Origin of the sequence: Streptomyces sp. NPDC085866 (genome assembly GCF_044541035.1) — a bacterium.
Taxonomy (GTDB): domain Bacteria; phylum Actinomycetota; class Actinomycetes; order Streptomycetales; family Streptomycetaceae; genus Streptomyces.
In genome coordinates this window covers 114,504-127,881 of record NZ_JBITSQ010000002.1, presented here as the reverse complement: position 1 = coordinate 127,881, position 13,378 = coordinate 114,504, and the positions used below count along the sequence as shown (strand labels likewise).

Sequence of the window (13,378 nt, the reverse complement as noted above, 5' to 3'; positions counted from 1 at the left end):
CTGCGGGTGGGTCGTACGGCGGCACTGCTCACGTCACGAAGAAGATCCCGGCGTCCGCGCCCGCGGGCGTGTACTCCGCGAGCCGCGCCCTGAGGCCGTCCTCCCGCTGGGGTCGGTACAGGTCGTGGAAGGCGCCGAGTTCGGCACCGTCGTCGGCGCCGCGCCGGATCTCCTCGGCGCACCGGTCCGCCAACTGGCCGTACCAGGGCGTCCCGTAGCGCTCGGAGGCGAACAGCGGCCGTACGCGCCCCGCCTGTTCGGGGCCGACGAGGTCGGGCTGGCAGCGGTGGCGGCGCGGGGTGCGCGAGCCGGGCGGGACATAGCAGTACCGCAGGCAGCCGATGCCGCGCCGGGCCACGTGGAGCCTGCCCATGAAGACCGAGTTCTCGGCGATCTCCACCGCGTGCGTGTGCACCTCGCCGATGACGGTCGTGCGGTGCAGGTGCAGGACGGCGTGGGCGTGACGGCAGTCCGGGGCGGAGAGGGCCTCGCGGTCGGGGCCGGTGGCGTCCAGGATGCTGTCGCGCAGATGGATGTCGAGGGGGTCCGCCGAGACCTCGTCGCCGATGACCTCGATGGTGCCGAGGATGCTGTGCTCGATCTGGAGGCAGGTGGTGGTGCCTTCCAGGACGATGCTGGGCTCGTCGGGCGAGTGCGGCTCGCACTCGGGCTCCAGCGACCAGCCGGGTACGAGGGTCGAGTGCCGGACGACGACGGCGCCCATCGGGCCGGTGACGTTGATGCCGCGGCCGGCGACGAGGAGTCCGTCGAGGACGACCCGCGGCCGCTCGTGCGGCGCGCAGTCGTCCTGCAGCGCACGGATGTTGAGGGCGTCGGGGCGGTTGCTGTACCAGTCCAGCAGCCGGATCACCGGCCGGGTGCCCTCGGCGGCCCGCAGTTCGAGGCGGTCGCCGGGGTCGAGGTCGAAGTCCAGCTGCTCCTGGTAGGCGCCGCTGTGGGTGATCTCGATGATGCCGGTGCGCTCCGGGCTGCCCTCGTCCTGCCAGGCCCGGTAGGCGTCCATGATCCGCTGGTACGGCTGGCCGGGGCCGACCTGGTAGAAGTCGGCGTCGATGGGCGTTCCCCCTGCCCGAGCGGAGTCGAGAGCTCGGGGGAGGGGCTCGCGGTCGGGGCGCTCGTACTCGCCGCCGCCCATGTCGGCGCCGAACGCGTAGTGGTAGTCGACCCACACGCCCTGCCGGGGCGCTGAGCGCGAGCCGAAGGCGATGCGGCCCAGCTCCGGGTCGACGGCGACCTGTCCGCGCCCCGGCCGGTAGCGCCAGTCGGACAGGTCGGCTACGACGATGTCGGCGGGTGGTACGGGCCGGTCCTCGCCGTCGCGCCGGATGACGAGGCTCCTGCCGGGGCCGTAGTAGTCGGCGAGCCGGTCGTGCAGCAGGCGGCGGGTGATGAACGCCGGGACGTTGTCGACGGCGGCGATGTGCGCGGGCGAGGGCTCCGGGACCGGCTTGGTGACCAGGGGGGTGTCGTTGCCCAGGATGGAGAACGTGTAGAGGTTGCGGGCGCGGTCGATGCAGTACGCCGGGGACGAGGTCAGGGAGTACGGCTTCAGCCGCCAGACGAAGAGCCCGACTCCAGCGGGAGTCCGACCACCCTGCCTCTTGGGAGAGCCGGCGCGCCGTACGTCGGCCGTCCGGGCCGTCTGCTCGAAGGGACCGCCGGCCAGGGCGAGCGCGCTGCCGTCCCGCAGGTCGAGCAGGCGTCCACGGTCCCCGCGGCGGCCGGTGCCGTACAGCTTGACCGGCTGGGTGTGGGCCACCAGCCGGGACAGCTCGACGGCACGGGCGGGCCAGTCGGCGACCTGCTCGGACAGCTCCTCCAGGAGGTGGAGGGTGCCCTTGCGGCGCCGGTTGGCGACCGTGGCGGCCACGTCGCGGCGCGGGGCGACGGCCTCGGCGAGCGCGTCCCGGCCGCCGGCGTGCAGGCCGGTGGTGAGGACCCGCTCGTAGCCCGGCAGGGTGCGGTAGCCGACCAGGTCGCCGAGGTACGGCAGCACCCAGGGCGCCGCGGTCTCCACGAACAGGTCCTCGTAGCCCTGTTGGACACCGTCGCGGACCCGGTCGAGCTGCTCGGCGATCACCGCGAGCAGGGCCCGCAGCGGCTCGCCCTCCTCGGCGTCGCGCAGCCGGTGCCAGCGGGGCAGCAGCTCGGCGAGCCCGTCGGGTTCCCGGGGCAGCACCGGGGCCGGCGCCTCCGACTCGACATCCGTCGGCTTCGCGGACATCACTTGACCTCCGTCAGAATCAGGGTGTCCGTGGCCCGCGCCGACAGCATGGTGAGCTGGGCCGGCCGGATGCCACGGAAGACGAACACCGTCCGGCCCACGTCCAGGCGCCGGGTGTCGGTGATGTCGGGGTTGAGGCGCAGGAGTTCGGCGAGCGAGATGCCGTGGCGGGCGCAGACGGACGACAGGGTCTCGCCGTGCGGGTCGCGGACCGTGTGGGTCCGTTCCTCGTACGACGCCGGGTGCGCGGGGACGGACGCCCTCGGTGTGCCGGGGCTCGCGAGCAGCGCGGTGAGCCGGTCCGGGGTGGCGGAGGCGGGTACGCCGGTGAAGACGTCCACGTCCACGTAGTCGACGCCGGGCACGGCGTGCGCGGTGGCGAGGACCTCGGAGAGGCGGGCCGGGCGGCCCAACTCCCGCCCCTCGTAGCCGAGTCGGAGCAGTAGCGCCTGGCGCAGCCGGGGCTCGACGTACTCCCAGGCGTGGTCCGGGGCGAGCTTCACCTTGGCGGCGATCAGCAGCAGGACGAGCTCGCGCACGTCCACCCGGACCGGCAGGTTGGGGTCGCCGTACTCGGTCAGCGCCCCGCGCAGGGGCCGCAGGTTGTCCTCGGTGAGCGGGACGTCGTCGGTTCCGGCGACCGTCACGTGCAGCACGCGCCGCCGTCCGTCGAAGAGTTCACGGGCCGCCGCCCGGCCGATTCCGGCGCGGGAGCGGGCGAAGTCCTCGTAGTCGGCCTCGGAGACCAGCCGGTCCAGGGCGGAGACCGCGAGCGGGATCGTACGGCGGGTGAGTCCGGGCCCGTCCGCGTCCGCGCCGCCGGTCGCCGGGCGCGGGTTGGTGACCGCGGTGACGCCGAGGGGGCGGGTGAGCGGCTGGGTGATCCGGTCGGCCGGCACGTTGGCGGCCTTGCCGGTGCCGAAGCGGTAGCGGGCGCGGACGTTCTCGTGACCGCCGGGCAGGCGGGCGCCGTGGACGCCGTCGCCGAAGGTCACGGTCGTACGGCCGTCGGAGGCGATGCCGGTGATGTACACCCGCTCGGTCGGGCCGCGCCCGGCGAGGCTGTCGACCTCGTGCCAGAGCACGCCGTCCACGCGGATGTCCAGGACGGGCGTGGCGCCGAGGGGGTTGTCGGCGGCGAGCCAGGTCAGCGGGGACTGCCAGAGGGCAAAGGTCTGGTTGACGCGGTCGGAGTCCCCGCTGCCGATGGCCTCCTCGCGGCTCTCGCCGTGGGTGGCCTCGACGACGTTGCCGAGGACGCGGACGCTCGCCCGGTGGTAGCGGTGGACCAGGTCGGTGGTGAGCGTGAGCCGGGTGTGGACGTGGTCGCCGGGGAGCTGCGGGTCGACGGCCGGGTCGGCGGCGGCGATCGTGACCACCTCGGTGGCGGTGACGCCGGTCGTGCCCGGGACGTCGGTGCGCTCGCCGCTCACGATGAGCGTACGGCCGGGACGCAACCCGTCGTACAGCTCGTCGAGTTCGATCTCGTTGCCGTGCACGTCCTCGCCGAGCGGCTCGTCGGCCGGGCGCAGCGGCTCGCCCGCCGCGTGCACGGTGGTGTCGCGGATGTGGGAGAGCAGGACGTCGGACTCGTCCAACCAGGGTTCCGCGAGGGTGAGTTCGGTACCGCGGCCGGTGATGCCGTAGTTGGAGTACGCCGCCGTACGCGCCGCCACGACCTGGGTGGTGACGAAGGCGAACCTGGCGTCGCCGGGTACCGCCGTGCCCTTCGTGGGCCGCTGGATCGCCACCCAGCTGCCGACGGTGATGCCGTCGTACACGCTGTCCAGCTGCAGGACCCTGCGGTTGAGGGGTTCCGGCTTGCCCGCGATGACGATCTCGACGTTGGGCTCGGTGCTGCCCACCGTGTACCTGAGGCTCACCTCGTACTCGCCGTGGGTGATCTGCTTGGTCTCGCCCGGCCGCAGGGAGATCTCCTGGGCCGTGCCGTTGTGGATGCCGACGTGCACCTGGCCGTCGTCGTCCGGACGGGACACGAACAGGCTGCGTTCGGGCAGGCCGGAGTGGAGGCTGGCGGTGACGCCGGGTTCCTCGGCGGTGGCCGGTCGGCGGCTGAGCCAGCTCAGCTCGCGGTCCTGGGGGGCGCGGGTCGACAGGTCGACCTGGCCCGGGCCGAGGACGAACGTGACCGGCTGGGCGGCGGGCAGGTTCTCCGCGCGCTGGTCGCTGCTGCTGCCCTCTACGTACTGGAACTCCGCCCTGACCGGGACCTTGCCCGCGGGGTCGTACACCACGCGCATGCTCGCCAGCACCGCGCCGGTCAGCGGCCAGTCGGCGGTGCGGATGACCCGGCCGCGCTCGTCCTGGACGGGCTTGAGCGGGGCGGTGGCACCGAAGGGAGCCGCCGTGACGCGCATCGCGAGCAGGTCGCGCAGGAGCTGCACGGCGCCGGGGGCGGCAGCCGTGCGCCAGGCCGGGTAGAGGCTGCCGAGGCCGGGGTTGAGTGCGGAGAGGAGACGGGCGGTGTCGGAGCCGGGGCGGCGGCCGCGGGCCCTGTGCCCGGGGACGGGGGCGGCCGTGCGCAGGGCGGGCAGGACCGCACTCAGGGCCTGGAGTGCGGCCTCGCGGGGGTCCGGGAGCGTGGCCTTCTCGGCGGCGGTCTCCGTCGGCTGCGCGAGCTGGGCCGGCTGCACGAGCCGGGCCGGCTGCGCGGGCGCCAACTCCAGGGCACGCTCGGCCAGTTCCGCCAGCACCGCCTCCAGCTGCTCGAACCACGCCGCCACGTCCTCGTACGGCTCGGCCAGCACCTCGGCCTCGCGCAGTCGGGCGATGGGCTCGCCGAGGCGGGCGGCGAGGCGCTCCGGGGTCTTGACGCCGTCCAGGTCCGTGCGCAGCGGGGCGAGGATCTGCTCGTCGAAGTCCTCGATCAGGCGGCTGACCGGGCGCGGGTTGGGGACCTCGGGCGTCGGCGGCTCGTCGCCCGGTTCGCCCGGGGCGGCCGGCTCGGCGGTCCAGCGCCGGACCTCGTCCACCAGCTCCTTGAGCGTGGGCGGGGCCGATTCGGGCAGCGAGATCGCGGTGATCTCGTCGTCGCGGTCGATCCGGACGCCTGCGACGGGCAGCAACTTCCGCTCCCCGCCGGCCTGTTCACCGAAGACGAAGAGCAGCTGGTCGCCGGTCTGGAGGGAGTTCGCGGTGCCCTCCACGAACAGTTCGGAGCGGCGGTCGAGGTCCTCGGGTGTGACGAGGGAGGGGCGGCGGCGCCGTACTTTCAGCTCGTTCCAGTCCCAGCGGGCGGTCAGGTCCCGCGCGGTCTCGAAGGTCAGCGACTGCTCGTCGGCGGAGGCGGGCACGCTGTGGCTGCGCGCCCCGCGCGGGACGAGCACGGGAAGAGCCTCGGCACGCGGGTCGCGTTCGAGGGTGTACGCCAGGTGCGCGGAGGCCGCCACTCCGGGGCGCGGCCGGTGCCCGACGAGCCGCCCGAGCAGCACCAGGGAGCGGTGCTCGTTGGCGGTGCGGATGTAGGCCTCGTCGGCGATCCGCTCGGAGTGGAAGGTGAGCAGGTCGCCGAGGACGGCAGTGGCGTCGAGCAGGCCGACGGCCGGATCGTCCGGGGTACGGACGGTCAGCCCGGCCAGGGCCGGGTAGGCAGGGGAGGCCAGCCGGTCGAGAAGGGCGGCGAGGAAGGAGCCGTACTCGCCGACCCGGTAGTCGAGCGCGGTGCGGCCGGGCGGGTTGTGCGGCGGGGCGGGGGCGAGGCGCTCGTCGTGGCCGCCGCACGCGCCGCCGCAGGAGCAGGCCTGGCTCATCGGGAGCCTCCCAGGGATATCGCCAGCCGGCCCTGTTCGGGCCGGTCCGGGTCGTTGTCGCAGGTGGCGATCTCCAGCGGGCCGAGCCGCAGCACGCCGTCCTCCCTCTCTCCTCGGTCAGGTTCGAACAGCCGCCGCAGCCGGGTGACCTCGACGCTCTCCACCCCGGGGACGGCCGCAGCGGCGGCGACCAGACGGCTGAGCCGGACCGGCTCACCGAAGGTCAGCGCGTCGGGGTGGAAGAAGCCGAGCCGTCCGCCGGGCAGCCGGCCGTTGCCCAGCACGCGGTACAGCTCGGCCAGGATCTGCCCGTGCTGGTGGCCGGGCAGGGCGCACACGGTGAGCGCGATGTCCAGCGGCACCGGCCGGGCGGGGCCGACCACCAGGTCGTGCCCGATCCGCCGGTACGTCTCCAGAGCCTGCGCCGTCGAGGTGAGCAGCCCGTCGGACGGGGTGCCGCTGCCGTACGCGTCGATCGCGACGTGCGCCTCCTGGACGCTGCCGGTCCAGCGGATCTCGGCGGCGGCCCGCTGCACTCCCGGCAGGGCGGCGGCGAGGGCCGCGTAGTCCTCGGCGGTGACCGCGCGCAGCCGGGTGCGGCGCAGGTCGAGCGGCGCCAACTGGCGTACCTGCTCGAGTGGTTCGGGCTCGGTACCGCCGGTGGCGGGCAGCGGGTTGCGGACGCCGGCGGCCGGTGTCGCGCCGTCCGCCTCGACGACGAGGTGGTTGATGGCCTCCGCGCCGACGTTGCCCGCGAGGCCGCCGCCCAGCCGGTAGCGCACGGCCAGGCGTGCTCCGGGCGTCGGCTCGGCACCGTGCCGTCCGTCGCCGAAGCGCAGGGCGAGGCGCCCGTCGTCCTCCGGCTCGCCGACGAAGTGCCGGTCGCGGGCGGCGCTGTCGAGCAGGTCGCGGCGCGGTTCCCAGACCGGGTCGGTGCCGTCGTGGAGTCGTACGGCAGGCAGCGCGCGGCGCGGGTCCTGGGCGAGCGCGGCGGTGGCCGAGCCGCGCAGGACCGGCTCCTCGGGGTGGAGTCCGGCCGCGTACGCCGGGCCCCAACCGTGTGCGATCTCCCAGGCGATGTGTCCGTCGAGGACCGTGCCGGCGCGGGCCCGCGCGGCCAGGATCTCGACGCGGCGCAGCTTGGCGTCGAGCAACTCGTCACTGCGGTGCAGGAGTTCGCGCAGTGCGCGGACCGGGTGGCGGCGCAGTTCCAGCCGCTCCAGCACCCTCAGGCCGTAGATCAGAACGAGTTCGGTGATCTCCTCCTCGCCGAGTCCGTCGCGGTCGCGCGCACTGCGCCACAGTTCGACGAGCCGCTGCCGGACCCGGCCGGGGATGGCGGCGATCCGCTCGGCCTGCCCGGCGGCGACGGTGCCCGGGTCGGGGAACGGCACGGCCTGGGTGACCGGCACCCGGCCGAGGACGGGGCGAAAGCGCGGGCGGATGCCCGGGTAGACGGACTGCGCGAGCAGCGTCCGCAGCGCGGCGGCCTGCGCGTACGCCGTGCCGGGCACGACGCTCTCCCAGCCTCCGGCCGGGCGTACCCCCACGTGCCGCTGCCCGGCGCGCTCCAGCCCGAGTCCGGCGCGTACGGTGGCCCGCTCCCCCACGACCTCGAACAGCTCGCGGACGTCGTCCGGGGTGAGTTCCCGGCCGCTTTCCGCCTTGTCCGTGAGGGAGCCGATGAGCCGGGCGGGCGCGTTGCCCTCCGTACGGTCGCAGCAGCCGAACGCGAGCGAAGCGAGATGGGGGTACCCCCGGCCGGAGGCTGGGGGAGGGTCGCAGGGCGCCACGACGGCTGGTACCGGCGGCACGGTGACCGTTTCGGTCAAGCCGGAGCGGCCGTGGTCGACGAGGACGGCGTTGCCGCGGGCGAGGGTGACGTCCTCGACGGGCAGGCAGTCGCGCCCGCCGCGGGTGGCGAGGCACAGCGGGAAGCGCAGGGCGTCCTCGGCGGCCCAGGTGACCTCCAGGACGGGCTGGTCCTCGATGCGGTCCAGGCCCGGAGTGACGGAGGTCAGGCGTACGGCCTGACGGTGGGCGGGGTCGGCGTCGCCGGGGGTGCCGGTGCGCGGGCCCTTGACCTCCTCCAGGACCAGGACGTCGCCCGGTTTCAGGTCCAGCCGGCGTTCCCGGCAGGTCTCGGGGTCCGCCCACTCGTCGCGCAGGGTGGCCGCGGTGGCCCCCTTGGGCAGGGCGCACACCTCGCCGCCCCAGGTCCACAGCCGGATCGCGTTGTGCGCGACCCGCAGCCGCAGCGGGTCGGCGGCGACGACCGGTTCGAAGACCTCCACCGAGCCGCGCTCGTCCAGGTCGCCGAGGTCGTTCTCGTCGATGACGGTGCCGGGCTCGGGGCGGTCGTGCGGGTCGAGCGTGCGCACGTCGACGGAGGCGAAACGGAACGTGCCCGGGGCCAGGGTGTGGTCGGCGGCGGCCTCGACGGTCACGTACGCGCGGGCGTTGCAGCCGTCGTGCATCGCGTAGTCGATGAGCCGGACGTGCCGGCGCACCGAGACCCGGCGGCGCGCGGTGTCCAGGTAGGCCTCGGTGGCGACCGCGTCCTGCTGGTAGCTGATCTGGTCGCCGGTGTACGCGAGCAGTTCCACGAGGGTCGTGCCCAGGTCGGCGGGGTTGCGCTCCACCCAGTCGGGGGTGGTCAGCGCGAGCCGGTCGAGCAGCAGCTTGCGGATGGTGTCGTAGTCGCGGGCCGTGTAGTCGATGACCGGGGCGGTCGGGAAGGCCGGGGGCTCCTCGGTCCCGTCCGTGCAGTCGAAGGGGGTGGGGCAGTCGGGCCGGAAGGCGAAGGTCGCGCTGTGGTAGCGCTGGTCGAAGCCGCGGTACGGCTCGGTGCCGGGCCGCCCGTAGGGGTCGGCCTCCACCAGCGACAGCCGGTAGCGGGAGGTGTCGCCGGTCCGGTCGAGGGTGACGTAGAGCCGGTCGTCCAGCTCCGGGTCCTCCTCGCGCTCGACGCTGACGTCGACGGCGGTGACGCCGGTGATGCGCCGGCCGCCGTCGATGCGGACGTTCTCGGGGCCGAGGCCGTGCGGGGCCTTGCCGAGGAAGGTGACGGTGAGCAGCAGCCCGTCGTCGCCGACCTCGACGGCGTCGACCCCGTTGAGCTGGGCGGCCCGCACCTTGGCCCGCCGGGCGGTTCCCGAACTCATGCCGCCCTCCCCTCGAAGACGTCCTCGCGGACCGCCCCGGTGGCGCGCACGAGGTACGACAGATGCACGCGTACGACGTCGTCGCCGCTCTCGATGTCGAGGGCCACGACCTCGACCAGGTCGCCGAGCCAGCGCTGCAGCGCGGCCTGGACGGAGAGTTCGAGGGTGCTGACCAGTTCGGGGCTGCTCGGGGCGAAGACCAGGTCGAGCAGTCCGCAGCCGAAGTCGGGCCGCATCACACGCTCGCCGGGGCTGGTGAACAGCAGCTGCTCGATCAGGTCGTGGACGTGCTCGGCGGGGCGGGCGTGCGCGGTGCGTCCCCGGCGGTCGGCGTGGAAGGGGAACGCCATGTCGGTACGGGTGCGTGGGCTCGTCGGCCTCATCGGACGGTGACCTTTCGCTGCGCGGCCTGGACGACGGGCGGTCCCTGCGGGACGAGGGCCGCGCTGAAGCACTGGGCGGCGGAGGTGTCGAGCAGCACGGGCGCGCCGTCGACGGTGACGCCGGAGGTGTCGGCGGTCCAGCGGACCGAGACGCACGGCGAGGGCACCCCGTCGGGCGTGTGCGGGCAGCCGGTGACGACGTACGCGTGGGCGGCCGTGGCGACGGCGGCGCCCGCGATCCGTGCGCCGCCGGAGGGTGTGGTGGCGGGCGCGGCACGGCCGCCGTGCGGGCAGCCGATCACGGCACCCGCGTCCAGCAGACTTCCGGACAACTTCTTTCCCCCGTTGTCTATCGCTTGGAGAGGACGGTCAACTGGCCCTCGTTGATGGTCACTTCGCGGCCGCGCAGGACGACCTCGGCGCCCGCGCCGGTGGCGATGACCACGGCTTCCTTGGTGATGCGGATGTAGGCGCCGCCCTGGGCCTGGAGGAGGATCCCCTGCTCGGCGCCGGCGGTGTCGTTCATGACGATCTTGTGGGCCTGCGGGGTCTGCACGACGACCGGCTTGTTCGCCGCGTTCGCCTGCAGTTCGCGGCGCGCGTCCGGCGGCAGTTCGCCGGCGTCGCCGTACCAGCACCCGGTCCACACGGGGAAGCTGGGATCCCCCTGCTCGAACTCCACCCACACACCCGCGCCGGGCGGCGGCACCACGAACTGGCCCGCCTGTGGTCCGGTGAACGGCAGGCAGGGCAGTGCCCAGGTGGACGGCTCGTCGCCGAGGACGTCCGGGACCTCGGCCGTGATCCGGCCGATGTGCAGCGGATCGTTGTTGTCCACGACCCGGCCGCGGAACTTGCCGAGGTAGCGATTGCTGGGTGCCGCCATGCTGAACTGCTCCTGGTTCTTCTGTGGTTCGGGTCAGGGCCGGACGCGGTCGCTGCGCGCTTCGAGCCCCTCCCGGGAGAGGGTGAAGTTCTGCTGGAACGAGCCCGGGCGCAGGTTGTGGGTGACGGACTTGACGAAGTAGTCGCCGTCGTAGGCCCGTCCGGCGCCGCGGACTCCGACGAGCCGGCGCGGCTGGAGGAGGTAGCCGTGCCGGTTGACGTCGAGCGATCCGGAGCCCGAGACGACGTCTGCGGAGACCGCGGCCCGGGCGAGGAGTTCGGCCTCGGCCTGCTCGCGCTGCTGCTTGGCGGTACCGGAGAGCGTCCTGCGTTTGAGGGCGGGGGTGGGGCGCCGGCCGAGCGGCGGACGCAGGGGGCTGATCGGCGGCTGGGGCAGCAGGGTGGCCTGGCGGGTCCCGGGGTCCTGCCAGCGCGCCTGCGGTTCCTCGCGTGCCGTGCCGTCGTACGCGAACGTCAGCTGGTCCACGGTGGTGTTGGCGTCCATGTTGACGTTGAGGGCGTGCTGCCGCAGGCCGAGCCGGACCTCGGGGCCCCAACGGGCGGACGACTGGCCGGGGTTGGGGCCGGGCTCCAGGTAGAAGGTGTAGCCGTTGGCACGCGCCAGCTCGGTGACGTACTGCAGGTCGGTGCCCGTCTGGTAGTGCACGCGGAGGTCCTGGTGCGGGGGCTGGGACACCTTCTCCGTGTAGACGTCCGGCCGGATGCCGTAGTCCGAGTAGCGGCGGAGGATGGTGAGGACGCGCTCGGACGGGGGCAGGTTGGGATAGCGGGCGGTGCGCTCCTCCAGGTCCATGAGCAGCGTCAGGTCCTCGCCGGTGACGGTGAGGGTGGAGTGGCCGGGGATGTTGCTGGCACCGACCTCCTGCCGGACGATCAGCCCGTCGAACAGCACCTCGGGCGTGCCACGGACGCTGACGGTGAGGATGACGCGCGTCTTGGGATCGAAGAACCCCTCGGGCAGCAGGCGCTGGTTGATCAGCCCGTGCTTGGTGAGGTCGAAGGCGAACTGGAAGCCGCTGCGCTCCCCCGCGGTCGCGGTGATCTGGGCGGACAGCAGCGCCTCGGCGACCTCGGCCGGGACCGGGCGGGCCAGGGTGGGCCCCATGAGGAGCTGGATGTGGACGGGGCCCTGCCCCACGGGCTGTTCAGACACGCCGCTCTCCGCGCGGGAAACCGCCGGCCGGCGGAATGCCGATGACGCGCCCCGCCTCGTCCGTCAGCTCCCGGGGATCGAGCACGGGATTGGCGTCGGCTATCCGCCACCACTGCCCCGGGTCGCCGAGGAAACGCTGCCCGAGCAGATCGGGACGCTCGCCGGCACCGACCGTGTGCGGCTCGGTCTCCTCGTCGAGCGGAGGCAGCAACCGCCGCTTGGTGTAACGGACTTCGGTGCCGTCGGCCATCCGGTGCACGCCGATCTCGGCGTCGTGGTACCGGCTGGTGCGCGGGTACGGATGCGCCCCCGGTAGGGAGTCCAGGGCGCTCTCGTAAGGCTCGGTCTCGGCCATGGTGTCCTCCTCAGCCCCTTCCGATCACGAGGTCGGTGCCGCCGAGCCCGAGGGCGCCCAGGCTGCCGCCGCGCGCCGCGGCCGCGAGCCGCTCCTTCTGCGCCAGGTGCGCCATGTACAGGTCGGCACCGCGATGCCCGGCGGGCAGGTCGCTCACGGTCAGGATCTTCATCCCGATGCTCAGCGAGGCCCGGATCGGATTGAGGTTGACGTCGAAGGCGGACTCGTTGACGGAGAGTTCGGTGAGCCGGACGGGCATGACCCGCTTGCTCCCCCAGGTGAACAGCGTCAGTGGCATCTCGATCGGGCTGATCTCGATGCTCCCCTTCTGCGTCAGCTTGCTCGCGGCCCGCAACTGCGCCGTCGTGGGCTGCACCAGCATCTCCAGAGTGGCGAGCTGCGGGTGGATCCCGTCGGGCGCGGCGACCTCCAGCTGGTCGGTCGCGTCGATCTCGGCGGTGAACTTCCAGGTCTCCTGGGCGGGGCCCTTGAGACGGAGGGCCTCATTGCGGTCCCCGCTGCCGGTTCCGCCGCCGCCGGCGTCCCCGCCGTCGCCGGCACTCTGCGGCGCGATGCTGCGCTCAAGGGTGTCGGGGTTGAACTGGAGGACGATGATGCGTTGGGGGGTGCCGGTGTCGGGGTCGACGACGACTATGCCCGAGCGGATGGGTTTGGGGATGTCGGCGTAGCGGGTCACAGGCGGGCCTCCAGCCGGGCAGCCAACGAGCTGTAGTCGTGGTTCGGGAAAAGCGTCGGGAATACTTCAATCATGCGCCTCAGCCGGGCCACGGTTTCACGGAACACCTGACCTCTCAGTGAGATATCAGTAAACAGATACTGCCACCCGAAAACCCCTTTGGTGAGCACTACAGTCTCGAGGTACTCACAGTACGTGAGCTCCATCTTGATGAGATCGGACTCATATCCCGGAGCAGTACTCAAGCGCATGTCGTAGTACCACATCTCCAACGGATCCACATGCTCCTGCAGGCGGATGGCGCAGAAATTTCCGGTTCCAGCATGCTGCGGGAAGTCAATCACGCGAAGCTGTTGATATATTTCCAGATCGCCCGGACTCACCGTCCCTTCGGCGAATTGCGGCGCCGGATTGAGGATGGCCTCGTACAGATCCCCGAGCCTGAACTCTCCGCCGACTTCCGGTTCTCCTTCCGCTGTGCGCCAGCGACAGGAGATCTCCGTGACGCGGATGTTGCACTCACGTAGCGACGCCCCAAGATTCACGTTCTTGAATCGCCCCAGAAACGAGAAGATCTCCGGGTTCTCGGTGAGCTCTTCCAGCAGGTCTCCGCGCTCGAAGAAGTCGACCTCCAGAGCATCACATTCGCGAATCTCATTCAGCGAGTCCACCTGGCTCTGTTCTCCGGGTGACAGGGGGCGCATG

The 13,378-nt window shown here is 72.9% G+C and carries 10 protein-coding genes; all 10 read right to left on the bottom strand.

Features of this window, described 5'->3' with window-relative positions:
• Nucleotides 1–28 precede the first annotated feature (28 nt).
• Genes ACIF83_RS03985 through ACIF83_RS03940 form a run of 10 tightly spaced genes read right to left on the bottom strand, consistent with a single transcriptional unit; the run spans nt 29 to nt 13,377 of the window.
• Nucleotides 29–2,245: a hypothetical protein gene (locus tag ACIF83_RS03985; RefSeq protein WP_399723273.1), complete on the bottom strand. Its 2,217-nt coding sequence runs from the start codon at nt 2,243–2,245 to the stop codon at nt 29–31.
• Nucleotides 2,245–6,015: a putative baseplate assembly protein gene (locus ACIF83_RS03980; protein WP_399723271.1), complete on the bottom strand. Its 3,771-nt coding sequence runs from the start codon at nt 6,013–6,015 to the stop codon at nt 2,245–2,247. Before ACIF83_RS03980 ends, ACIF83_RS03985 begins: the two co-directional genes overlap by 1 nt.
• On the bottom strand, nt 6,012–9,179 hold the full coding sequence (locus tag ACIF83_RS03975) for a putative baseplate assembly protein (protein WP_399723269.1): 3,168 nt from the start codon (nt 9,177–9,179) through the stop codon (nt 6,012–6,014). Before ACIF83_RS03975 ends, ACIF83_RS03980 begins: the two co-directional genes overlap by 4 nt.
• Nucleotides 9,176–9,562, bottom strand: coding sequence for a GPW/gp25 family protein (locus ACIF83_RS03970; RefSeq protein ID WP_393478489.1), 387 nt, complete (start codon nt 9,560–9,562; stop codon nt 9,176–9,178). Before ACIF83_RS03970 ends, ACIF83_RS03975 begins: the two co-directional genes overlap by 4 nt.
• On the bottom strand, nt 9,559–9,894 hold the full coding sequence (locus ACIF83_RS03965; RefSeq protein WP_393478486.1) for a hypothetical protein: 336 nt from the start codon (nt 9,892–9,894) through the stop codon (nt 9,559–9,561). The genes ACIF83_RS03970 and ACIF83_RS03965 overlap by 4 nt, the downstream gene beginning before the upstream one ends.
• A gap of 17 nt (nt 9,895–9,911) precedes the next feature.
• Nucleotides 9,912–10,448, bottom strand: a complete 537-nt coding sequence (locus ACIF83_RS03960) for a phage baseplate assembly protein V (RefSeq protein ID WP_393478484.1) — start codon at nt 10,446–10,448, stop codon at nt 9,912–9,914.
• Between the two features lie 33 nt (nt 10,449–10,481).
• Nucleotides 10,482–11,621 carry a hypothetical protein gene (locus ACIF83_RS03955; protein WP_393478481.1) on the bottom strand — a complete coding sequence of 380 codons (1,140 nt, stop codon included), beginning with the start codon at nt 11,619–11,621 and terminating at the stop codon, nt 10,482–10,484.
• A complete protein-coding gene (locus ACIF83_RS03950; RefSeq protein ID WP_393478479.1) occupies nt 11,614–11,976 on the bottom strand; it encodes a hypothetical protein in 363 nt (120 codons plus the stop codon). The genes ACIF83_RS03955 and ACIF83_RS03950 overlap by 8 nt, the downstream gene beginning before the upstream one ends.
• A gap of 10 nt (nt 11,977–11,986) precedes the next feature.
• Nucleotides 11,987–12,673 carry a hypothetical protein gene (locus ACIF83_RS03945; protein ID WP_393478476.1) on the bottom strand — a complete coding sequence of 229 codons (687 nt, stop codon included), beginning with the start codon at nt 12,671–12,673 and terminating at the stop codon, nt 11,987–11,989.
• Complete coding sequence (locus tag ACIF83_RS03940) at nt 12,670–13,377, bottom strand: hypothetical protein (protein WP_393478474.1); 708 nt, start codon at nt 13,375–13,377, stop codon at nt 12,670–12,672. The genes ACIF83_RS03945 and ACIF83_RS03940 overlap by 4 nt, the downstream gene beginning before the upstream one ends.
• Nucleotide 13,378: the final 1 nt, after the last annotated feature.